The 24,525-nt window shown below is 63.9% G+C and carries 11 protein-coding genes; 6 read left to right on the plus strand and 5 right to left on the minus strand.

Features of this window, described 5'->3' with window-relative positions; translation table 11 throughout:
• The first annotated feature begins 24 nt into the window (after window positions 1-24).
• The 3 genes from KSS93_RS16040 (at window position 25) to KSS93_RS16050 (ending at window position 12,146) form a co-directional block, all read left to right on the plus strand.
• On the plus strand, window positions 25-4,554 hold the full coding sequence (locus KSS93_RS16040) for a Tc toxin subunit A-related protein (RefSeq protein ID WP_217884968.1): 4,530 nt from the start codon (window positions 25-27) through the stop codon (window positions 4,552-4,554).
• 42 nt (window positions 4,555-4,596) lie between these two features.
• Window positions 4,597-7,179, plus strand: a complete 2,583-nt coding sequence (locus KSS93_RS16045) for a hypothetical protein (protein WP_217884969.1) — start codon at window positions 4,597-4,599, stop codon at window positions 7,177-7,179.
• Between the two features lie 122 nt (window positions 7,180-7,301).
• Window positions 7,302-12,146 carry a SpvB/TcaC N-terminal domain-containing protein gene (locus tag KSS93_RS16050; protein ID WP_217884970.1) on the plus strand — a complete coding sequence of 1,615 codons (4,845 nt, stop codon included), beginning with the start codon at window positions 7,302-7,304 and terminating at the stop codon, window positions 12,144-12,146.
• A gap of 376 nt (window positions 12,147-12,522) precedes the next feature.
• On the opposite strand, the gene KSS93_RS16055 is transcribed toward KSS93_RS16050, so the two are convergent.
• The 3 genes from KSS93_RS16055 to xthA all read right to left on the minus strand — a co-directional run bounded on the left by KSS93_RS16055 (window position 12,523) and on the right by xthA (window position 16,790).
• On the minus strand, window positions 12,523-15,468 hold the full coding sequence (locus KSS93_RS16055; RefSeq protein ID WP_217884971.1) for an RHS repeat-associated core domain-containing protein: 2,946 nt from the start codon (window positions 15,466-15,468) through the stop codon (window positions 12,523-12,525).
• Window positions 15,469-15,578: 110 nt separating this feature from the next.
• The gene (locus KSS93_RS16060; RefSeq protein WP_217884972.1) at window positions 15,579-15,896 is read right to left on the minus strand and encodes a DUF2388 domain-containing protein; all 318 of its coding nucleotides are present in this window, start codon (window positions 15,894-15,896) and stop codon (window positions 15,579-15,581) included.
• 81 nt (window positions 15,897-15,977) lie between these two features.
• Window positions 15,978-16,790 (minus strand): exodeoxyribonuclease III, encoded by an 813-nt coding sequence (xthA, locus tag KSS93_RS16065; protein WP_217884973.1) that lies wholly within the window; start codon window positions 16,788-16,790, stop codon window positions 15,978-15,980.
• A 163-nt stretch (window positions 16,791-16,953) separates the two neighbouring features.
• Between xthA and KSS93_RS16070 the strand changes: the two genes are divergently transcribed.
• The 3 genes from KSS93_RS16070 to KSS93_RS16080 are packed head-to-tail and all read left to right on the plus strand — an operon-like array spanning window position 16,954 to window position 23,061.
• A complete protein-coding gene (locus KSS93_RS16070) occupies window positions 16,954-17,595 on the plus strand; it encodes a GNAT family N-acetyltransferase (protein ID WP_217884974.1) in 642 nt (213 codons plus the stop codon).
• Between the two features lie 52 nt (window positions 17,596-17,647).
• Complete coding sequence (locus KSS93_RS16075; RefSeq protein WP_217884975.1) at window positions 17,648-19,390, plus strand: autotransporter assembly complex protein TamA; 1,743 nt, start codon at window positions 17,648-17,650, stop codon at window positions 19,388-19,390.
• Window positions 19,387-23,061, plus strand: coding sequence for a translocation/assembly module TamB domain-containing protein (locus KSS93_RS16080; protein WP_437182048.1), 3,675 nt, complete (start codon window positions 19,387-19,389; stop codon window positions 23,059-23,061). Before KSS93_RS16075 ends, KSS93_RS16080 begins: the two co-directional genes overlap by 4 nt.
• Before the next feature lie 86 nt (window positions 23,062-23,147).
• Here KSS93_RS16080 and alkB read toward each other — a convergent pair whose 3' ends face one another.
• On the minus strand, window positions 23,148-23,792 hold the full coding sequence (alkB, locus tag KSS93_RS16085) for a DNA oxidative demethylase AlkB (protein ID WP_217884977.1): 645 nt from the start codon (window positions 23,790-23,792) through the stop codon (window positions 23,148-23,150).
• Window positions 23,793-23,896: 104 nt separating this feature from the next.
• Window positions 23,897-24,334 (minus strand): carboxymuconolactone decarboxylase family protein, encoded by a 438-nt coding sequence (locus KSS93_RS16090; protein ID WP_217884978.1) that lies wholly within the window; start codon window positions 24,332-24,334, stop codon window positions 23,897-23,899.
• Between the last annotated feature and the right edge of the window lie 191 nt (window positions 24,335-24,525).

Below are 24,525 nucleotides of genomic sequence, written 5' to 3' on the forward strand. Positions count from 1 at the left end.
TCAACCTTCTGAATCGAGAACCTTATGGAACAATTACTGACTCAACGCCTGGCCGAGCAATGGCGTGACGCGCTCAGTGCGTTTGCTGTGCACCATGTCCTGCCTGGCAAGCTGCAGGCCTCGGCACTGAACATGATCAGCGCCGAGCACCTGGACCGTTACCTGATGATGGACACCCAGTGCACGTCGGCCGTAACCACTTCGTACCTGGCCGAAGCCCTTGCGTGTACGCAAGGCTACCTCAACGCGATTTTCAACAATATCGAGCCTGGCTACGACGGGCAGTTTGCACCGGGGCTGCAGGCGTTCTGGCAGCAGGCCATGTCGAACTATTCGGTATGGGCGGCCTATCAGATGCTTGAGGACTACCCCGAGAACTACATCCGGGCCGATTTGCGGCCGGGCAGAACGCAGCTGTTCCAGGCCCTGGAGAGCGAGTTGGGGCAAGGCCGGATCGACGATGCCAGCACCCAGCGGGCGCTGCTGAACTACCTCAGGCAATACGAGTTTCAGAACAGTATTCGCGTGCAGTCCGGTTACATCGACTACCCGGGCCCGCACCACGATGAAGGCCGGTTTGCCGGCCACACCCTGGCCAATGCCGATTACTACCTGCTGGGCAAGGATACTGCCTCGCCGCCGCGTTACTACTGGCGCAAGGCAAAGGTCAGGCTGGACCAGGCCTCTACCTTTATCCAGCCGGATGCCTGGAGTGAGTGGCAGGCGATCAGCATGCCTTCGGGGCAAAGCGTGGTCCAGGCGCGGTTGGTGATGTTCTGCGGGCGGCTGTACCTGGCCTGGTTGCACCATGGCGCGGCGCTGGAGGTCAGCGGTGAAGAGACCTGCCGGTATCCGTTCAGCCTGGATGTGATGTACCTGGGGCTGGACCGGCAATGGTCCACGCCAGAGACACTGTCCAGCTGGAACCTGGACCTGCCACCGGCTACCGCGTTGGACCTGGCGCCATACAGATTGCTGGCGCTAGCGGTGGCGGGCGCCCAGGCCAGCGACGATCAGTTGCTTGTTGCGGTCGGCAAGCGTAACGAGGCGACGGTGGAGTGTTGCTACCACGTGCAGCGCGATGTACTCAAACGCGTGGCGCCTGATGCCGACGCGCTTGACCTGGCGGCCCGCACCTGGCTTTTCGACTACTTCGAGGAGAGCGCCGGCAAGGTGGCCTTGCAGCGACGGGTTGCCGGCAGCGAGAGAGCGCTCAGGAGCATCAAGCCGAGTGCTGACAACGATCGCTACATGGCGATGGATGCCTTGCTTGAACCACGCCGCGAAGGCAAGCACCGGCTGCACCTGCGCGCCCGTTCGGCGCGGGTAGTCACCCAGGCGGTCCCGGTGGGCATCAACATTTTGAGCTACAGGACATTGCCCGGCGGCAACTGGTTATTCGTCGATGTGTACTCCAACGGCCGCGATGAGCTGTCACTGCGCTGCAGGTTGCGAGGTGCGCCGAGCTTCGAGCACGTGGTATTGACGCACCCGAATACCCAGGACACCCGCATCCTGAAGACAGCCTTCGAGCAAAACAGCTACGGCTGGTACGAAGCACGTGCATCGCTGGACCTGGCCAGCCTGAGCGACACGCTGGGCGGTTACGGGCCCCAGGCCGTTCGTGACGGGGCCGGTTTCGAGCTCAGCATCGATGGCGCTGCCCGCCAACCTCTGGCAAGCATTGGCAACGTCATTACCGTGACTGTACGCCAGGCAAAGCCTGTAAGCATGGTATTGAAGGCTGCCAATACCAGCCTCTGGGAAGGCGAGCTCACGCTCAATGGCGCTGCGGCTACCGATTGGGTCGTGCATGAGTGGCCGCAAACTGCAGGCGACAGCATCAACGTCACCTTCGGCGCGGCAGACGAGGAGTCCAGCTTCACCCTCATCCGGGGTGACATGGTGGATGCGGTGGTAACGCCCTATATCGATCGCCAGCCGAGTGGCACCGACTTCCTGGTCTTCGAGTATATCGGTGGTACGCACGCACCCCTTGCCGCACGCCTGAACTCGCAGCATGTGCCAGACCTGATCAACCGCGCCGAAGCCTCCCCGCAGGCGGTGTTCGCCTGGGATGCACAACACCTGCGCGAGCCTGCCTATGTGGCCGGGGCGTCGGGCATGGCTTATGAGCGCTGGCGGCCAAGCGCCGCCGACCCGCTGATGGACCTCTACGATGCCAATGGCTTGTACTTGCGTGAACTGTTCTTCCACGTACCGCACCTGATCGCTTCGCGGCTTCAGGAAGAAGAACGCCATGCAGAGGCACGCCGTTGGCTCGGGCTGATCTTCGACCCGCAGCACAAGCTGCAATCGGTGCGTCATCCAGCCACCGACTACTGGAATTGCGCGTGGATACTGCAGGAGGATACCCAGGCCGCCGGGGTTGAACACGAACTGACCGACCCCCATGCCATTGCCCTGTACGCGCCTTCTCATTACCGCAAGGCGGTGTTCGCACAGTATGTGGAGCTGCTGATCGGCGAGGCTGACCTGCTGTACCGCCGCCAGACGCGGGACAGCCTGGCCAATGCCTGGCAGCTGTACCGCATGGCAGCGGACCTGATGGGTGAGGCACCTGATGCGCGGGCAATCGATACCTGGCAGGCGAAAACCGTGGGCGAACTGCTGGCAGCGGCGCCGGCTGAATTGCCGTCGGCCGAGCAGGGGCGGCTACGTCTGCCGGCGGACCTGCCCAAGCAGATGTCGACCTTTTTCTGGGCCGGGGCGGCGGCGCACCCTGCATTTCGCCTGCCGTTCAACCGCCAGTTGCTGGACACCTGGAGCCTGCTGGAGCAGCGCTTTGCCAACTTGCGGCACTTCCTGACCATCGATGGCATGCCCATGCGCCTGGCGCTGTATGCGCCAGTGGCCAATCCGTTCGACCTGCTCTCGGCGCGCATGGGCGGGCAGGCCAACCTGTCGCACCTCATGGGGACGATGGCCAGGGTACCGGCCTACCGCTTCCGTACCCTGATGGCCAAGGCCCAGGACACGGTGAGCACCTTGATCCAGTTCGGCGAGATGCTACGGGGCTACCTGGAGCAGGGGGAGCGTACCCAGCTTGAAACGCTGCAGTTCAAGCAGGCTGCGGAAATTGCACATTACACCATCGACGTTCAGCAACAGTTTCATCAGCAGCAGCTCATGCAAGAGCAAGCCTTGGGCGCGCAGCGAAAGGCCATCGAACAGCGCCATGAGCATTTTGCAGCGCTTTACGACAGCAATATCTCGGACGAAGAACGGGCAGCGATGTCGCTACAAGGCAACGGCCGCTCATTGTCGCGTGTCGCCAGTGACTTGATCGGGGCTGCTAATACCAGTGATGCGCTGCCGAACATGTTCGGCCTTGCCAATGGCGGATCGCGGATCGCGGGCCCGATGCGGGCGGCGGGGCAGGCCATCGAGTCCATCGCCAACGCCGAGCTTGGCGCCGCCGAAGTGGTGAGGGAGCGGGCCGGGTATCAGCGCCGCCGGCAGGAGTGGCAACTGCACGCCAGGCAGGCTGAAAGGGAGCTTGATGCGATCGACAAGCAACTCGACGTGCAGCGGCTGGCCACGCAGGGCGCCGCAAATGCCTTGGCGCAGAGCCAGAAAGCGTTCAAGCATGCCGAGCAGTTGCATACCTTCTACTGCAACAGAGCCAGCAGCGAGGCCCTGTATGGCTGGTTGCGGGCCCAGGCATTGTCCTGGCACCGGACCCTGTTCGGCATGGCCTGCGAGCTGTGCTACAGCACCGAAGCTTGCTGGCAGTACGAAACCGGCAATTTCGCCCAGCCGGTCATTCGACCAGTGGCCTGGGATGACAGTCGCCATGGCTTGAACGCCGGGGGCAGTTTGAAGCTGGAATTGCAACGTCTGGAAGCCGAGTCGTTGTTGCGCAACGAGCGGCACCTGGAGATTCGCAAGACCGTCTCGCTGCAGGCGTTGCTTGAACAGGGGCTGGTCAGCGACCACAGCGGTAACGTGCTCGACGATTGGCAAGCGCTGCGCCAGGCGCTGCTGGAGCATGGCGAGCTGGGCTTTCGCTTGACCGAAACCTTGTTCAACAAGGATTACCCCGGCCATTACCTGCGCCGCCTGCACTCGGTAGCGCTGACGCTGCCGGCCTTGCTCGGGCCCTATCAGAACGTGCGCGCCATGCTCACCCAGACGGCCAGCCGGTTGTTGGTCAAGCCGGACTTCGAAGGTGTGCTGTTGCTGTCACCGGACCTGGCCGGTGATAACGAAATCACCAGCGAAACCCATGTGAAGACCAGCTTGCGCCCCGCGCAGCAGGTCTGCCTGTCAGTGGCAGGCCACGACAAAGGGTTGTTCACCGCCGCTGAAACCGACGATCGCTACCTGCCCTTCGAGGGCACCGGCGCAGTCTCCGACTGGCAGCTGCGGTTCCCCCGTCACCAGGGGCAGGCCGAGCTGTTCGAGGGGCTGAGCGACATCATCGTCGATGTTTATTACTTCGCCCTGCATGGCGGGGAGCTGTTCGAGACGCAAGTCGATGAGCTGCTCGCCAGGGGCGAGGCTGCAAAGCAACCGCGCTCGCATGCCTGAGCCGGTTGCATCACTTCAATACCGTTGCATAAGGAAATGATCATGAACAAGAACACTGTACTGGCGGGCGCTGATACGCCTGGCCACCATTTACTCCAAGCACCTTCGTTCCCCGAAGGCAGCATCAGGCAGGACGGCAGCGGCGCCTGGCGCTGCAGAAACCTGGATTTTGCGCACTACCGGTCTGACGACGGTGGCACCTATGTAGGCCTGCGCGCGGCCCAGCGTATCTGGCAGGATGTCGAGCTGCCGGTAGGTGGACCGGATGACGAGGAGGAGGCGGACTGCGTGCTGGGCGGCCGCTATAACGCCAGTTGGTTCGATGAATGTACCTTGACCGTCTACCAGCTCGAGGGCGACCAGGAACAGGCCGAACTGTACCGCAAGCCAATGCGTGGCAACCCGCCAGGCCCGCAGACGCCGATATTGGCGGACCCGACCTGGCACCAACTGACGCCGGAAGCGGTCGCGATTCCACCTGGTGTAAAGCGTATTCGTGTTGCCTTGGAAACTCCCGGCACACCCCAGGCGGCCTTGCTGTACGTGCGTGATGTGCGGCTGACCTGGCGCTTGCCGGCGTTCGGCAGTGCCGGTGGGTTACGCCTGATCGTCGACCCGCAGGGCGCCAATATCCAGCAGGACGCGCCTCCATTCAAATTGTTCCATGGCGCGACGCACCGGTTGGAGGCCAAAGTTTCGGCGGGTGATACCTGGGACGGGCAGAAGGCGAGCCTGCTCTGGCGTAGCGAAGGCGTCGGGCTTCCGGTCCAGTACGGGGTTGAAGCTGACCCTGTGCTGAACATCGATGATTCCGACCAGGAGGATCGCTACCAGGTGCTATCCAATGCGGCGCCTGCCACCTGGCAACTGCTTGCCGACAGTGACCCGCAGCTGTTGTCCGGGGCGCTGACTGTAGGCTTGGGCAGCTACTGGCATGCGCCGCTGCATGGCCTTGACTTGAGCATCGGCGATGGCCGGTATGAGGTGGCCAAGGTGGTATGGGATGGTGTTGTACCGATTATCGAACAGCAGAACACTACGGTGCTGACCGCCACCTTGAGCAACCCGTTCGCGCCTGCGCGGCTGCCGCAGGGCAGGGAGGTGGCCTGGCTGCTCGATGGCCGCGAGTACCAGCGCACCACAAGTAATGCCGACGGTGTGGCGCAGTTGCGGTATAGCCCGAAGGCAGGCGAGCAGGGGGCCGACAACCGGGTCGAGTTCACTGTGGCCTGTGTTGATGAGTTGGGGCAGAGAAGTCAGCAAGTGCTGAACTTCCCGGTGTTCGAAGAGACGCCGTGGCTTGAGGAATTGGAGGTATTGCTCGATGGCAGACCGCTTGCCGGACTCGAAGGGTCGCCATTGATCAATTTGTTCGCCGGTACCCACGATCTGCTGCTCAGGCCCAGGCGGCCCGACAGCTATTTCGATGGCAAGCCGATCAGGTTGCAGTGGCCTGATGACGGGGCTGCGCAACGGGGCATCAGCTTCACCCCAACGACCGAGCAGAGCATGACGGCGGGGGGCATTCACTGGACTCTGCAAAGTGGTAGCGAATGTGGAGATTTCCTGCTGGAAGCCGTGCAAGCGAGCTTGGGGACGCCGCTTTCGCTGGCAGGGGCGCAACTGTCGACCCAAATCGCAGATCATGTCGAACTGAGGCTCGATGATCTACCAGTGAAACCTGACGACTTGAAGGTTTTCCGGCGTCGCACGCCTCACAAGGTGCAGTTGATGCCCAAAGCTGAAAGCCCATTGGCGCAAGGCGGGTATGAGGCTTGGTTAACCTTCGTCGAGGACAGTTTTGCCGAGGACGGACTGAAGTCCGAGCCGGCTTATGGGCACAAACGTGCGCTGGACAGCCGTGGTCTTGAGTGGGTGCTGACCGGGCAGGAGATCAGTGGTGGGTTTACCTTGCAATGCCATGTTGAGCGTTTGAGAACGTCGCTTGCACTGACCGATAATGTGCTGCTGTCGCAAAATGCCAATGATGATTATGAATTTTGGTCGGATGATGGATCGCCCGGCAGATTTGAGGCGGGACGAATAAATCGAATTAAATTGGAGCCAAAACTATCGTACGTGGGCATGCCATTGTTTTCGAGTTTGTATTTTCTCCCCGGGAGTGTTACCAGTGCTAGTGCTTTTCCTAATTATGGTGTCCCGAATCATTCGTTGGCCTCATGGGTGGTAGAACCTTACGGTTACGGTACTTTCACTCTGCAAGCTGAAGTGCCGGGCTACGACGAGCGTGTAACCATGGCCTGTACGTCAGTATTGACAGGCCTGGAGGATGAGTTGGCGCTGACGTTTGATGGCATGTCGGTGGAACATCATGACTGGTTGAGGTTTACCAATGATCAGACGCACGAAGTGGCTATCGTAGCCCGCGAGGGAAGCGCGTTGGACGAGGCGAACTTGCTGATTGCACTGGAGTACCATGTCATGGACTCGCCTGGGGAGTTGCAAGTAACGATTACGCCATCAAGCGCCCGCGAGATGACGGCGGACGGGCTGAAGTGGTCTGTGAAGGCCAATGGGCAGGCGGGTACGCATTTAAAGTTAAGGTTTGTAGTTTCCGATGCCGGCCCTGCGTTGGAAGTTGATGCCGCCATCAGTAATACCTGACACCCGTTTTCGTTTCTTTATTTTAACCTGAGAGGCTTGTCAGTTGTGACGGCGTTGTCCTGTGCGCGCACATCGTTCAGCTGCGCCGTTCATGCTGCAGGGCATCTTGCGAGGATTTGTTCATGCCTGGAGATACGCCGTCATTTGATTCAAAACCCCAACCCACTCCGTCCTATGTCGCCCCGTCGCTTCCCAAAGGCGGCGGTACGGTGGCCATCAGCGGCGGCATGTTGTCCGCCGGCGGGCCCGATGGCGCCGCCGGCTGGCAGCTACCGCTGCCATCCCCGGTTGGCCGGGCCTTGTCCGCCAACCTTGAGCTTCAGTATTCCTCCGCCGGCGGTACCAGCGCGTTCGGCGTAGGCTGGGACTTCCCGCTGCCCGCTGTGGCGCGCATGACCCGTTTCGGCTTCCCGAACTATGATGCCAGTGACCGCCTGATGGGGCCGGCGGGTGAAGAAATTCTGCTGGCCGGACCCTCGCGACGGGCCATCGGGTTGCCCTTTTCGGGGGGGGAGCAGAGTTACACTGTTACCCCCTGGCGGGCGCGCCTGGGCAGCCTTGCCTATCGTCTGGAACATTGGGTGGCCGAAGGCGCGGCTGGCGAGCCGGGGTTCTGGTTGCACTTTCTGCCCGATGGCAGCCTTTCGCTGTACGGCTGGTCGGCTGCCGCCCGGTTGCATGACCCGGCCAACCCCGGCCACGTCGCGCATTGGTACCTCGAAGAAACCGTCTCTGCCCGCGGCGAACACTTGGTGTATCGCTATCGTGGCGAGGACGGCATTGGCTGCAGTGCCCAGGAGTTGGCAGACCACCCCCTGGTGGCCCATGTTTACCCGCAGGCGGTATACGCCATGAACACCTTGGCCTCAGAGGCGTTGCTGATTCCGCAAGGTGCGTTTCGTGAGGCCGATTTTCTCACCTTCACCCTGTTCGACTATGGCGAGCGGGGCGCCGACCCGTCCATGCCACCTGCGTTCGAGCCCATTCAGCAGTGGCCGGTGCGCAAGGACTGCTGTTCGTTCTGGCGCCTGGGTTTCGAGGTTCGCTTGCGCCGGTTATGCCGCGATGTGCTGCTGTGGCATCGCACGGCGCGCATGCAGGGGCTGGACGACGACACCCCCGAGTTGGTGTCGCGCCTGCACCTGGCTTATGACAGCAGCGAGGTAGCCAGTATTCTGGTATCGGCATCGCAAGTGACCCATGACCCTGCCACGGTCATGCCGCCCCTGGAGTTTGACCTGAGCCGCCCGGGCCGTGTTGCGCCCGGCTGGGAGCCGCTGGAAGCGCTGGAAGGTTTCTGGTCGCCGGCCTGGCAGATGGTCGACTTGTATGGCGAAGGGTTGCCGGGCTTGCTGTACCTGGATGACGGCGCCTGGCGCTATCGTGCCCCGCAGCGTCAACAGCCCCTCGACCCTCAGCAGCCGGATGCGGTGAACTGGGGCGAGCCTGCGCTGCTGCCGCTGCGCCCTGGTGATGCCAGCGGTGCGCTGGTCGACCTGGACGGCGATGGCCGGCCTGAATGGCTGGTGACCCGCAATGGCCTGCGCGGCAGTTTCACCCTGGCCCCGGATGGTAGTTGGGGCGGGTTGGTGCCGCTGTCGGCGCTGCCTGCCGAGTTCGAGCACCCGTTGGCACAACTGGTCGACCTGGGGGGCGATGGGCAGCAGGATGTGGTGCTGATAGGGGCCTCGGGTGCCGACAGCCTGCGCCTGTACCCCGCTGCCGGCCTTAAGGGCTGGCCCGCGGTAGTGACGCGCCAATACCAGGGGCGCGAGCCGTTGCCGTCGCTGGCCGAAGCGCAGCACCAACTGGTCACCTTCAACGACCCGTTCGGTAGCGGCCAGTCGCACTTGCTGCGCATTTGCGCCAGCGGGGTGACCGCGTGGCCATCGCTGGGGCACGGGCGTTTCGGCGAGGCGATCAGCATTGCAGGTTTTGCCGTCAAGGATTTTTCTGCCGCACGGGTGTTGCTGGCGGACACCGATGGCGCGGGCAGCATGGACATTCTCTACCTGCAGCCCGACGGCATCCGGGTGTTCGTCAGCCAATGCGGTAACCGCTATGCAGAGGGCCCGTTCATCCCGGCGCCGCCCGGGGTGGTGCTTGACAGCACGTGCCAGGTGCAGGTGGTGGATTTGCGCGGGCAGGGCACGGCGGACCTGCTGCTGACCGTGCCCCATGGCAAGCCGGGCAATGCGCCGCGCAGTTGGTCGTACCGTTTCAACGATACCCGGCCTTGGTTGTTGAACCGCATCACCGACAATGCGGGCAGTTGCACCACGCTTGAATACCGCAGCTCGGCCCAGGCCTGGCTCGACGAAAAGGCCGAGGTGCTGCGGCGCACCGGGCAAGTGCCGGTCAGTTACCTGCCGTTCCCTGTGCATACCCTCAACCGGGTCACCACGCTGAACCAGATCACCGGGCAGTGCCTGGGCAGCCAGACTAGCTATGCAGGAGGCGTCTGGGATGGCTGCGAGCGTGAGTTTGCCGGCTTTACCCGGCTGGTGCGCACCGATACCCACCAGCGAGCAGGGCAGAGCGCCGCCGAGCTTTCACCACCGGCGCGCACCTGCCTGTGGTTCCATTCGGGCGTCGAGGCGCACGACGGGCAGGCGCCAGGCGCTTTTACCGATATGGACCAGGGGTTCGTCGCAAGGCCTGTGCGCTTCACCCGCTGGACCGATGCCGGTGAGCAGCCGTTCGACCCCGAGCCTGCACTGCGCGCCTGGCTGTACCGCGCCCTGCGGGGCCAGCCACTGCGCAGCGAAGTGTACGGTGAGGATGGCCAGGCACTGGCCGGCGTGCCTTATCAGGTGACCCAGCCGCGACTGCAGGTGCGGGCCTACGCCAATGCCGACAGCCTGCGCCCTTCGGCGCTGGCCAGTGTCGCCGAGGCGTTGACCTTCGCCTCTGAGCGTATCGCCCAGGACCCGCTGGTGACGCAGAGCCTGGTGCTTGAGACAGACGGCTTTGGCAACACGCTGCAGAGCGTCGATGTTCATTACCCGCGCCAGTTGAGCCCACAGATACTAAGCCAGGAAGAGGGCGCGCGACGCATCTACCCCGAGGCCTTGCCAGCGGGCCTTATCGATGCGAGTTGCGACCCGCAGCAGTACGACTGCTGGGCCAGTCTGACCCGCACCACCGTGCATAACCTCGATAGCGGGGATGACTTCGTCATCGGCTTGCCAGCCACCGTACGCACCGACGCAATCCACTTCAGTGAGGCGCAAGTCCCCGAGGGAGGGTTCAGCGTTGAGGCATTGCTTGACGCGGGCTTGCCTTTGGATGAACCGGAGCGGGTTACCCTGGCAGGTTTCGAAAAAGTGATCTGGCGCGGCGTGGACGGTATCAGCGTGTCGCCCGTGCCGTCACGCCAGGCGCTGGTGGCCTGGACGCGTACGGCGATGCTGGACGATGCCTCGCTCGATGTGTTGCGCCATGGTTTTGAGCAGGCCCTCGGCGTGGTGGTCGAACGGGCCTTGAACGATCAGGTTGCGGACCTGCAGCTGTTGAGCCGGTTGCGCGGGCGTTTGCCCGCCCCCCCCAGCGCGGCCGCTCTCTATCAGGTGATAGATGCCCACCTGGAGGTGGCACCGCTGAATGAGGCAGGCTTTCAGGCGTTGTACGGTGAGTTGGAGCGCCCGGCGGCGCAGCCTATGTTATGGCGTGCGCTGTTGTGGGCTGTACGCCAGCCCGGAGTATGGCCTGCCGACCTCGAGGTATGGTTGGGCAGTGTACGTTCGTCACTCGAAGGGCGGCTGCAGGAGGAGTCGCTGCAAGCACTGCTGGCCCGTGGCGGTTATATCGGCATGCACCGTCCAGCCGATGCGCAGGAGTTGTCTGACCCCCATGACCCCGAGGGGCTGGGCGCGCCCGGGCTGCCCCACAGCCCTGTGATCGAACAGGTGTACGCGGGGCACCATGGCATCAGCCTGTATCAGGGGGCGGAGCACTTCTGGTTGCCCATGAGCGTGCAGCAAAGCACGCTCATGGGCCCCAGCCAGTTGCTGTACGGCCCCCATGACATCACTGTGCGTTGCGTCATCGATGCCGCCGGAACCGCCCTGAACGTCGAGGCCTGCGACTGGCGATTCCTGCAGCCGGTGCGGCTGGTCGATGGCAACGACAACGTCAGCGAAGTGGCACTGGATGCCTTGGGGCGCGTGCGGCATATGCGCTTTTACGGCAGCGAAACGCCGGCCGGCAGCGATACCCCGGTAATGACCGGCTACAGCCCGGATACGCCCTTCGAGCCACCTGCCACGGTCGAGCAGGCGTTGGCGCTCAATGAACACAAGGGCGTGCCGGTGGCCCAGGCCTTCACGGTGGTCGCCGACAGCTGGATGCCCCTGGCGCTGCGCGCCGACGGTAGCGTAGAGCCGGTGCGGCGCTGCGGCGAACTGGCCTGGAAGCGTGACGTGCAGCGCTTGCGCGCCGATGGCCTGGCTTTGCATGCAGGGATGGCTGGCCGTACGCCGCCGCATGTCATACAGGTATCGACCGACCGCTACGACAACGACCCGCAGCAGCAGGTGAAGGTGCAGGTGACCCTGACCGGTGGCGGGCAGTTACTGCAGGTGGCCACGCTCACCCCCCCCGGTGATGCGCTGGTACGCACCGAAGCGGGTGGGCTGAAAACCGATGATCAGGGCAGGGCGGTGGTAGAGTCTGCGCCGGTGCGCTGGGCGGTGAGCGGCAAGACCGAGTTCGATGACAAGGGGCAACCGGTACGCAGCTGGTTGCCGTTCTACCTTGACGACTGGCGCTGGGTGAGTGACGACAGCGCCCGGGAGGGCACCTATGCCGATACCTATGTGTACGATGCACTGGGGCGCCAGACCAAGGTTGTGCGGGCGGCAGGCGAGGAGGTCGACGGCAGGTGGGTCCATTATGAACAGCGGGTGCAGGTGTATCCCTGGTTCACCGTTATCGAGGATGAGAACGACACCTGGGAGTTGAAGTAAAGGCGCAATGGCCGCCGTCCGGTTGCAGTGACCTGTCTGCTGGCGACGGCCTGCTGTAGCAAGCAAGGCGCTGGCCGGCAGTGCGTTCAGAAAGAGGCGATCATGTTTGAACTAGGCTTTGTACGAAAAGTATGGTCATCCAACATTGTGCGAGCACCTGTCTTGCTCAATTTCTAATATCTGGCGCGATCCCTGTGGGAGCGGGCTTGCCCGCGAGCACGGGCGGAGCCCGTGCCACGCCGTGCGGTGCTTTCTGCGAGGGCAAACCCGCCCACATAACTTTTCGTACAAATTCTAATGCCAGTCAGTTAGCGCTTGGGCATCACTGTCGGGGCCGCATGGCGGCCCCGATCGTTTTTGACGAGCGGTAGTACGGTTAGGCTGCCTTTTGTTTGGCGGCTACCGAGCTTTGCTTGGCGAGATATAGATGCAGGGTGTGTAACGACTTGAGTTTGTCCCAAGCTTTGGCGTTTTGTTCGTTGAAGTGCTGCCGTGATTTGTTTTTTTGTTTGCCAGAAGCGCCATTGAGGGCGGTATTGCCTTGGCCGTCCGGGATCGCGCTGGACGTGTTGAAACCTCCATTGACATCATTATCCAGCCCCTGAAGCATCTGCCGCATGTCCTGGATGGCGATGCCCAGCTGCGTAATGACTTCGTCGTTCTCAATGAGTTTTGCATCGCGCATGTCCTCAACGAGATTGCTCATGGCCGTAATGGGGGGCGGGACTGGATTGCTGACTGAGAATATGAGGTTAAGGCTCAGGTTGACCCCTTCAGTCGCCACCGTGTCGAATGTCGCTGACGCGGTATTGTCTGCGCCGAATTGAGCCTTTACGAAATCTTTGGTTTTATCCCGTTTTCGTCTCGCCTCTGCGATTGTTTGGGTTCTGATGTCGGTATCGGGCATGAACTTGCTGTCCGGTATCAAACCACTGGCTACTGAAGCGGCTCCTGAGCCAATCGCCACCCCAGTGAGGTAACCGACAGCTGCACCAATGAACCCTCCGACTATCGTGCCTACGACCGGTGTGACCACCGTACCGACAGCTCCTCCTACCATTGCTCCTGCTTCTGCTCCCCCAATGCCAGCAACGGTGCCTACTGCCATGACCATTCCTTCCTTGGCGAGCCTTTCCTTCACCGCCTTGCGTATTACCTTATCCCTTTGCATGACGAACTCTGTGACTGATTCGCCTACCTTGTGCATGACCTTTGTTGCCTTCTTTGCCAGGCGATAATCACGGTCGTATTGGTTTTGCTTCTCGAGCCCTGTGGCGTCGCTGAGCGTCACCGGGTTGTTGTGCACCATCCGGTAGAGATTCAGGCCGTCCAGAGTTCCTGCCGGGTCGGCGTTAAGCCAGCGTCCGCTCCAGGGTTGGTAGTAGCGATGGCCGTAGTAGTAAAGGCCTGTGGCGTCCTGTTCCTTGCCGGCGTAGCGCACGGTCTTGAACGCAGCCTCCACCTGGCTGCGAGCCTGCCACACCGAAGTGCCGCCAAAGGGGTAGTACTCCTCCTGGCTGATGACCTGCCCCTGTGCGTCCAGCTCCAGGCCGCTGCTGTCGATCAAGTCGCCGTAGTTGTAGCGTGGCGCGCCGTTATCGAGGCCCTCAGGCAGCCCTGATTCCCAGTACAGCACGCGCACCTGGGCTCGCCCTGCTGCGGCGAAGCTCACCACATGCAGGGCTTGCTGTACGGTTTTGTCATTGAGCCAGGTGCGCACCTCCAGGCCTGGCAGGTACACCACCTGCTGGTGCAGCGTGCTGTTAGCAGCCAGGCGCCGGGCGGCTTTCTCGACGCGCTGGCCGCCGGCGTCGTAACGGTAGCGTTCGTGGTCGTCATCTGGTGCGCTGCGCGATACCAGAGTTACCTGCTGCAGCTCGTCGCGGGGCGTCCAGGCCAGGGCTTGGCCCGGTTGCAGTTGCCTCAAGTTGCCGGCGGCATCGAAGAAGCCATCGACCGCGTCCGGGTCTTCAGTCAGGTTGGCCGGTACGGCGCGGTTGCTGCGTTGCGAGACGGTCATGGTCACGCTGTGGCTGGCACCCGAGGCGGTGGCAGCATGGACGATGCGCGTCAGGTTGTCGGCGCGGTCGTAATGGTAGGTGCGGGCATAGGGCGTGAGACTGTTGTCGTTGGCGGGGAGTTGCAGGGCGGGTGGGCGTTTGCCGATGCCGTTGGCGAGGGCGGCCATTTCGCGGCCACTGGCAGCCACCAGCTGGTAAAGGCTGTCGTAGACATAGAGGTTTTCGGGCACCACCTTGCGGTTGCGCCAGAAGCGCGTCGCCTCGGCATCGTTGTGCACGCCGAGCACGTTGCCCACCGGGTCGTAGCGGTAGTGCAGGTCCTGCAGCACGCGGGCGCCGCTGGCGTGCCCGGCGGGGCGCTGCACATGGATACGCGCCAGGCGAGTGGTGCGCGGGTCGTAGCTGTAGGTGGTGACCACGCCATTACCCTGCTGCTCGCGCAGGGCCTGCCCGCTTGCACTGTAGGTGGCCGATTGCAGGATCACCTGCTCCACGCCGTTCTTGAGGGTAAGCCAGCTGCCGCACAGACGCCCGGCCAGGTCGTAGGCCATGCGCTGCGCATGGCCCAGGGCATCGCGCTGCAGAATCAGTGCGCCGGTGGCGTCTGTCAGGCTCTGGGTGGTGAAACGAGGCGCTGCCAACTGGGCTTGCCAGGCGCTGATGTCATCGCCCTGCCAGTGCGCTTCGCGGCCAGGCTGAAGCAAGGTTCGGCCTTGTTCCAGCACCGCGCCGGCAAGCCCGATGCTGAGGGTTTCAGCAAGGCCGGCAGTATCGAAATGGCTGGTGCATACCCCAGCCAGGTTACGCCCCCTGGCGGCAGCGCTGTTGTCGCCGTACAGCAAGCGCTCGGTGACTTGCGCGGTTGCGCCCGGGGGCTGTTGTTCCTGAGCGGTCAAGCGCCCGGCGAGCGGTGCCTGTTCATAGAGCCAGCGGCGCAGCACGCCGCTGGCACCGACCTTCGATAGCGGCCGGCCATTGATATCGTCGAGGGTATAGGTGGTGCCGGCATCCACGCTGTCGGTGCGCAGTACCTGCCCGGCAAGGCTTGGGTGGTAGGTGAAGTTCGGCGCGATGCCCGGCTGCGTTTGCTGGCGTTCATGCAGGCGCGGGTCGATGCTGCATACCAGCTGGCCGCGGGGGTCGAACTGATGGCGGGTGATACGTGGGTCGGTAACGGTGGGGGTGTCGGGGTGGCGATGGTAACGGACTTGCCGAATGGCCAGGCCGCGGTTGTCATTGATCGACACCGTGGGGGTGCCGCTGTGCAGTGAGCGGTGTAACGAATTGACGCGTGAGGTCATGCTGATGGTTCCTTGAGCATGCTGTGGTTGGGTTTACCTGAGGTTTTTGCAAACCTAGTGGCAAACCCTTGCGCAGCACACTCAAGGAACGACGGGTTGACGCCTTGGTATCAGTGGCCTGCCACCGCGTCGTCCTGCGACAGCAGCGCCCTGGCCAGCTCCTCGTCGCTCACCTGCATGCCAGGGTTGGCCTGGCGCGCCTGTTCCAGCGCCGACTCAAGGTAAGCACCGCGGATGGCGCCACCACTGGCAACGAAGGCACTCAGCTCGTCACGGGCAGGGATGATCCGTTTGTCGTCCTTGAAGGTCGAATACAGCGAGGCGGAAACACCTGCCGACGTGGCGACGTCACCGGCATCGACGCGAGCCAGCGCGGCACCGGCAGGGAGCAGGAGCAGTAACGACGGAACGAGCAGTAAGTGGCGCATGGTGTGACCTCCGGTAGGGTAATGCCCAAGGGAACTACTGCATGATGGTTGGAGCTGCATGCTGGCCCATGAGTTCCCTGTTCAGCTTAGCTCCAGCCAGATCGGTGCGTGGTCCGAAGGTTTTTCCATGCCGCGCAGCTCGTAGTCCACGCCAGCGGCCTTGACCCGTGGCAGCAGCCCTTGCGAGGCCATGATCAGGTCGATGCGCAGGCCGCGCTTGGGCTCGTCCTCAAAGCCCCGGCTGCGGTAGTCGAACCAGCTGAAGCGGTCAGCCACTTCCGGGTGCAGGTGGCGGAAGCTGTCCACCAGGCCCCAGCCCTTGAGGCGTTCCATCCATTCGCGCTCTTCGGGCAAAAAGCTGCACTTGCCGGTCTTCAACCAGCGCTTGGCGTTGTCGGCGCCAATGCCGATGTCGCAATCTTGCGGCGAGATGTTCACATCGCCCATCACCAGCAAAGGCTGGTCATTCTTGAATTGGCTTTCCAGCAGGGCCTGCAGGTCGGCGTAAAAGCGCTGCTTGGCCGGGAACTTGGTGGGGTGGTCGCGGCTTTCGCCTTGTGGGAAGTAACCGTTCATCACGGTAATGGGCGTGCCGTTGGCGTCGGCGAAGGTGCCCCAGATGAAGCGCCGCTGGGCATCTTCTTCATCGGTGCTGAACCCCTTGTGAATCTCCAGCGGCGCCTGACGCGACAGCAGAGCCACGCCGTAGTGGCCCTTCTGGCCGTGGTAGTGCACGTGGTAGCCCAGCGCCTGAACATCGGCGAGAGGGAACTGGTCGTCGCTGACCTTGGTTTCCTGCAGGCCGATCACGTCTGGCTGGTGCTTGTCGATCAGCGCCGCCAACTGATGCGGGCGTGCGCGCAGGCCGTTGATGTTGAAAGAGACGACTTTCATGCAAAGGCATTCCTGGTAAAAGCCACGGATGCTAGCCGACATCGGCCGTCGCGGCCAGCATGGCAGGCCAGGGAGGGCGCTGCTAACGTGCTGGAGGAGGTGAACGATACGCGGTGCGAAACCTCCAAGGCCCTGTATGCCCATTCCAGGAGGACTGCCTGCCATGCCCGACGCCCCGGCCCGTATCTGCCAGCTCGACGAGGGCTACGCCCGAGAAGCGCGTTCGCTGCTCTACCACGCCTACCGTCATGAGCCGACCTACGCCTGGCTGTTCGATGCCCAGCGCCCGGGCTATGAGCGGCGCCTGCGAGTAGTGATCCGCGAGTGGCTGCGCCAGCATTTCTATCTGCAGCTGCCCGCCATCGGCTTGCTGGTGGAGGACCGTCTGGTGGGCGTGGCTCTGATTGCGCCGCCGCTGCGCCGCCTGGGGGTGGCCGACAGCTGGGCCTGGCGCCTGCGCATGATCCTCGGCACCGGCTTGCGCTGCACCCGGCGCTACCTGGACTACCAGGCGGCAGTTGCCGGCTGCCTGCCCAGCGAAAAGGTGCATCTATTGCCGTTTCTGGCGGTGCACCCGCAGTTCCAGGGCCGTCACCATGGCGAACAGCTGTTGCAGGCGGTGCACGACTGGTGCGCCGACAGCCCGGATACCCAAGGCGTGGTGCTGGACACCGGCAACGAGCACTACCTGGCGTTCTACCAGCGCCAGGGCTACGAAGAAATCGGCGAAGTGGCCATAGGGCCTGTGCGGGAGCGTGTCTTCTTTCATCCCAACCCTTTGTCATCCAAGGTGACAACAGTGTGACCGAAGGTTCCGACGGCCCCCTGGGCCGCTTCGCTCTGGTAGCATGCGCGGCATGACGTACAAAGGACGACTTGGCTGGGGCCTGCTGTTACTGGCCGCCAGCTCCATGACATGGGCCCAGAGCGAACTGCTGGTGCGGGTAAAACCCGCCAACAAGGCACTCAAGGGCAATATCGAAAACTACATCGGCAGCCTTGGCGAGCGCGACGAGGACGCCTTGCTGCGCTTCAGTCGTGGCGCCGAGGAGCAGGCGCGCAAGGCTGCGCAGGCGCTGGGCTACTACCAGGCGCAGATCGAAACCCAGGTAAACCCGCCGGCCGAGGCGGGCAAGGCGCCGCAACTGGTGATTCGGGTCGAGCCCGGTGAGCCGGTGCGCCTGCGCAACGTCACCGTGCGCATCGACGGGCCGGCCAGCGAACTCAAGGCCTTCCGCATTCCCGACAGCCGCGCGCTACGCCCTGGCGAGCCGCTCAACCACGGCCACTACGAAGATGCCAAGCGGCTGATCCAGAACCAGGCCTCGCGCTATGGCTTCTTCAGCGGGCGTTTCGAGCGCCAGCGCCTGGCGGTTGACCCGCGTGCCGGTGTCGCCGATATCGAACTGGTCTACCAGAGCGGCCCGCGCTACACCCTGGGCGCGGTCAAGTTCGCTGGCGACACACCCCTGGACGACGACCTGCTGCAACGCATGGTGCAGTTCAAACCAGGCACCCCCTACGACTCGGAGCTGATCGCCGAGCTGAACAACGACTTGCAGTCCAGCGGCTATTTCGAAGGTGTGCGCGTGGACGCCGCGCCTACCGCCGCGGTGGCGCAGGTGATTCCGGTCGAGGTCCAGCTGGACACCCGCAAGCCGCGCACCATGGGCCTGGGTCTGGGTTTTTCCACCGACGTGGGGCCGCGGGCCAAGGCCAATTGGACCCGCCACTGGGTGAACGCCCAGGGCCACAGTTATGGCTGGGAAACCGAGCTGTCAGCGCCGCGGCAGAACGTCGGCCTGTGGTACGACATCCCGCTGGACCCACCGCTCACCGACAAGCTGCGTTTTGCCGGTGGCTACCAGAACGAGGACATCGCCGGCACTGATACCGTGAGCAAGCTGCTCACCGTGGGCCCCGAATGGCACAGCAAGTTACCCAGTGGCTGGCAGCGGGTGATCTCGCTCAAGTACCAGCGCGAGGAGTACCGCCTGGGCGATGACTCGGGCCTGAGCAACCTGCTGATGCCGGGGGTCAGCTTCAGCTACCTGCGCAGCGACAACCGCATCGACCCGCACCATGGCTACCGCCTGCAGTTCGACCTGCAGGCCGCAAAGGAGGGCCTGGGCTCGGACACCAACCTGATCCATGGCAATGTACTGCTCAAAGGCCTGACCACCCTGGGCGAGCGTCACCGCCTGCTGGGCCGGGTGCAGTTCGGCGGCAGCGCCACCAATGGCTACCAGCAGAACATCCCGCCGTCGCTGCGCTTCTTTGCCGGTGGCGACCAGAGCGTGCGCGGTTACGACTACCAGTCGCTGTCACCGGAAAACAACCAGGGCGACAAGATCGGCGGCCGCTACCTCGTGGCCGGCAGCGCCGAGTACCAGTACTCGGTTGCCGAAAAGTGGCGCGTGGCGACCTTCATCGACCAAGGCAACTCGTTCAACTCGCTGGAACTGCCCAGCCTCAAGACCGGCGTCGGTATCGGCGTGCGCTGGGTTTCGCCGGTGGGGCCGCTGCGTCTGGACCTGGCCCGGGCACTGGACGATGACGGCGGTTTTCGTTTGCACTTCTCCATGGGGCCCGAGCTGTGATGCGTGTGTTCAAATCGACCCTGCTTGGCCTGGGCGTGCTGCTGGTGTTCATCGCCCTGGCCTTGGCCTGGGTATTGGGTAGCCAGGCGGGCAGTCGCTGGGCTCTGGGGCTGGTGCCCGGGCTTGAAGTGAGCGACTTCAGTGGGCGCCTGGGCAGCAGTTGGCAAGCCAGCCAGTTACGCTGGCAAAGCGCAGAAGACCAGGTGGCGCTCGAGGCGCCGCAACTAAGCTGGTCACCTGCCTGCCTGCTGCGTGGCGCCTTGTGCATCGAGCGGTTGCAGGCCACCCGCATCGACATGGCTTTCGCCCCCGGCGAGCAGCCAGCAGATGACGCCCCGTTCAGCCTGCCGGCCATCGAACTGCCGTTGGCCATCGAGTTGGGCGAGGTCAAGGTCGGGCAATTTCGCCTGGACGGCAGCGACCTGCTGGGCGACCTGCAACTGGCGGCGCACTGGACGGCGTCCGGCCTGCAGGTGGACAACCTGCAACTGCGCCGGGACGATCTGCAACTGAGCCTGCAGGGCGAGCTGCAACCCCGGGGTGACTGGCCATTGCAGCTGAAAGGAACCCTGCAACTGCCTGAAGTGGACGGCCAGCCCTGGCAACTGGCGTTGGCTCTCGAGGGCGAGCTGCAGAAGACCCTCGTGCTGGATGCCACCAGCAGCGGTTACCTGGCGGCGCGGCTCAACGGTGAAGTACAGGCCCTTGCCGAGCACCTGCCGGCCAAGCTGAGCATCCGTGCAGAGGCGTTCAAGCCGGCGGCGAGCCTGCCGGATACCCTGCAACTGAATCAATTGCAACTGGACGCCCAAGGCGACCTGGCCGCAGGCTACCGCTTGACTGGCAACGCATCGCTGCCTGCCGAACAAGGGCCGGTCGCGCTGCAGCTGGCAGGCAAGGTCGATGCCAAGGGCGCGCGCCTGGACGCCCTGGACCTGACCGCCAGCGACACCCAGCGCCTGAAGCTGCAAGCCAGCGCCGACTGGCAACAGGGCCTGAGCGCCGAGGCCACGGCCGACTGGCTGGACTTCCCCTGGCTGCGCCTGTACCCCTTGCAGACGCCGCCGCAGGTGGTGCTCAAGCGCTTCGCCGCGCAGGTCAAATACCGCGATGGTAGTTACAGCGGCACCTTTGACGGTGATCTCGATGGCCCGGCCGGTGCATTCAAGCTGGCCAGCCCGTTCGACGGTGACCTCACCCAGGTGCGCTTGCCGCAACTGGCGTTGACCGCAGGGCAGGGCAAGGCCGCCGGCAGCGTGGCTCTGCGTTTTGCCGACACCCTGGCCTGGGATGTCGACCTGCAACTGTCGGCACTGGACCCGGCCTATTGGCTGGCCGAGCTACCCGGCACCCTGGCCGGGCCATTGCGCAGCCAGGGCGAATTGAAGAACGAACAGCTGCGGCTCAAGGCGCAGCTCGACCTGAAAGGCCGCTTGCGCGGCCAGCCGGCGATGCTCAAGGTGGATGCCGACGGTGCGGGTGAGAACTGGACCCTGGGCAGCCTGGCCGTGCAACTGGGCGACAACCGCATCAATGGCAGCGCCAGCCTGCAGCAGCGCCTGGCCGGGCGCGTCGACCTCGAGCTGCCGCGCCTCGGCCAATTGTGGCCGGGCCTGCGAGGCCAGGCCAAAGGCCGCCTGGACCTGGCCGGCACCCTTGCCGCGCCGCAGGGCACGTTGACTTTGCAAGGCCAGCAACTGGCCCAGGCTGACAACCGCGTGCAGCGCCTGGCCTTGGACGCACGCCTGGACAGCGCCCAGCGCGGTCAGCTCAAGCTCGACGCCAGTGGTATTCGCCTGGGCGACACCGCGCTGGGTGAGCTCAGCGTGCAGGGCCAGGGTGATATCCGCCAGCAGGCGGCAACTCTGGCACTCAATGGCCCGCAGTTGAAACTCGACCTGGCCGCGGACGGCACCCTGGGCAAAGGTGACTGGCGTGGCCGCCTGGCCCGCGGGCGCGTCCAGGCCGGTGGCCAGGACTGGCAGCTGCAGGCGCCGGCAAAGCTGCAGCGCCTGGCCAGCGGCCAGCTCGACTTCGGCGCCCATTGCTGGCGCTCAGGACAGGCCAGCCTGTGTGGCGAGGACCAGCGCCTGGCCCCCGAGCCGCGGCTGCGCTATCACCTCAAGCAGTTCCCGCTGGACAGCCTGTCGCAGTGGTTGCCCAAGGATTTCGCCTGGCAGGGCCTGCTCAGTGCCGACGTCAACCTGGATATCCCGGCCAGCGGGCCCAAGGGCAGCATCCGTGTCGATGCCAGCGGCGGCACGCTGCGCGTGCGTGACAACGGCCGCTGGGTCGACTTCCCTTACCAGGTGCTGCGCCTGGACAGCACGCTTGCGCCGCGTCGGGTCGATACCCGCCTGGATTTTCGCGGCGAGCGCCTGGGCGAGCTGGCCTTGAACACCCGCCTGGACCCGCTGGGCCGCAACAAGCCGTTGTCGGGTGATTTCCGCCTGGCCGGGCTGGACCTGTCCGTCGCCCGGCCGTTCCTGCCGATGGTCGAGCGCCTGGCTGGCCAGCTCAACGGCAGCGGGCGGCTTTCAGGCAGCCTGATGGCGCCCCAGGTTACCGGCAACCTCGCCCTCAGTGGCGGCGAGGTCAGTGGTGCAGAACTGCCGGTGAGCCTGCAGCAACTGGCCGTTCAGGCGCAGATCGACGGGGAACGGGTGCAACTGGCAGGTAACTGGCGAAGCGGCGACGCCGGCCGCGGGCAGTTGGCCGGGAGCCTGACCTGGGGCCAGGCACTGGCAATGGACCTGCGCCTGCAAGGGCAGCAGTTACCCGTTACCGTCGAGCCCTACGCCACCCTGGAGGTGGCGCCCGACCTGGTGATCCGTTTGCTGGATGACCGGCTGGCAGTGACCGGCAAGGTACTGGTGCCCAAGGGCAAGATCGTGGTGCGCGAGTTGCCACCCTCGACGGTCAAGGTGTCTGACGACACCGTGATCGTTGGCCAGCAGACCGAGGAGGGCAAGCCGCCCATGGCGGTGGCCATGGACATCGATGTCGAGGTAGGGCGAGAGAAACTGTCGTTCAGCGGCTTTGGCCTGACGGCCAACCTGCTCGGGCATGTACATATTGGCGACAACCTCGATACCCGTGGCGAGCTGAGCCTGGCCGACGGCCGTTACCGTGCCTACGGCCAGCGTCTGACCATCCGCCGTGCGCGCCTGCTGTTCGCCGGGCCCATCGACCAGCCCTACCTGGACATCGAGGCGATCCGCCAGGTGGACGATGTGATTGCCGGTATTCGCCTGAGCGGCAACGCCGAGCAACCCACTACCAAGGTGTTCTCGGAGCCAGCCATGAGCCAGGAGCAGGCGTTGTCGTACCTGGTGATGGGGCGGCCGCTGGGGGCCTCGGGCGAAGACAGCAACATGCTGGCCGAAGCCGCCCTGGGGCTGGGCCTGGCCGGTAGTGCCGGGCTGACTGGCAGCCTTGCGTCGAACCTGGGTATCGATGACTTCCAGCTCGATACCCAGGGCTCGGGTAACAGCACCAGTGTGGTGGCCAGCGGTAACCTGACCGAGCGCCTGAGTTTGCGTTACGGAGTGGGGGTGTTCGAGCCGGCCAACACCATTGCGTTGCGCTACAAGCTCAGCCGCAAGGTATACCTGGAGGCAGCCAGCGGGTTGGCCAGTTCGCTGGATATCTTCTACAAACGTGATTTCTGAGGGTATTCCCGGCTTGCCGGCGCCGGGGCTGCGGGAGCGGCAAATAGCTTGTGGCGCTGTTGTTCTGTGGGGTGAGGACGAAAAGATCACCCCGCCTTGCGCAAGGTAAGGTTGATCCGCCGCTCCCCCAAACGTGCATGCACGCCAGGCTTGATCGGCAGCACCCCATGGAACCGAAGCCTGTCCTCACCTCCCCAAACCAGCACATCAGCATGGTTCAGCGCTATACGCCGGGCAGGTTCACTGCGCTGCAAACCGCCAAGCAGGAACACTGCAGGCAACCCCAGCGAAACCGACACGATGGGCTGGCTGAAGTCCCGCTCATCGCGGTCCTGATGCAGGCTCAGGCGATCGCCGGGCCGGTAGTGGTTGACCAGGCAGGCATCCGGCACGAACCCCTCGAACCCGGCCAGCGCAGCCGCGCGGCTGGCCAGCGCCTGGAGCAGCAAGGGCATGGGCGGCCAGGGCTGGTTGCTCTGTGGGTCGAGCGCGGTGTAGCGATAGCCATGCTCGTCGCTGACCCAGCCCAGCGCCCCGCAGTTGCTCAGGGCCACGGCCATCGGCAAGCCGCCAGGGGTACGCATGTGCCGCAGCGGCGCCGCCTTGAGTGCCGGGCGCAGGGCGTCCAGCAGCGGTTCGACTTCGGCCAGGGCGAAGCCCGGCAGCAGCATCGTATGGGGGGCCAACTGCTGAGGTTCGGGGCCGAACAGGTCTAGGGGCGACTGGATCATAGGCCTATCCCTTTCAAGGTGTTTGGGTCAGGGCTGACAGGTGCTTGCCGCAACCCTTGCAGCGCCTGTCAGCCTACACGCAAACATCTTGAAAGGGATGGTGCTTAAGCCGGCACCATCGCAAAGCCCACACCAAAACGGTTCCAGGCATTGATGGTGGCGATGGCCAGGGTCAGGTTGGCCACTTCCTTGGCGTCGAAGTGCTCCAGCAATGCCTCGTATTCAGGCTGCGGGGCGCCACGCTCGGGCAGGCGGGTAAGGCTTTCGAGCCAGGCCAGGGCCGCACGCTCGCGCGGGGTGAAGTAGCGGGTCTCGCGCCAGACGCTCAGCGTCTGCAGGCGGGCCTCGGTTTCGCCGGCCTTACGCGCATCGTTGGCATGCAGGTTGACGCAGTAGGCGCAGCCGTTGATCTGCGAGGCACGCAGGCGCACCAGTTCGAGCAGCGAGTGCTCAAGGCCCGAGGCCAGCAAGGCCTGCTCCAGGCCGATCATGGCTTTGTACGCTTGCGGGGCGTGCTTGGCCCATTCGATACGTTCGTGCATGGTGCTTCTCCGGCGAATTCAAACTGTGAAATTGAGCGTGTGGCACTACCTTAGCGCCAGGCGGTCCCCAGCCGAATAGCCAATCCTGCGCTTTGCCAGGAGGCCAATACGCGTATTCAGGTGGCCACTGGGTTGCATCCAATCTCTTCATTTCTGCCATGGCAGGGCTGGCGGGATAATGGCCGGGTGTT

The organism is Pseudomonas xanthosomatis, assembly GCF_019139835.1.
In the GTDB taxonomy this organism is placed as follows: domain Bacteria; phylum Pseudomonadota; class Gammaproteobacteria; order Pseudomonadales; family Pseudomonadaceae; genus Aquipseudomonas; species Aquipseudomonas fakonensis.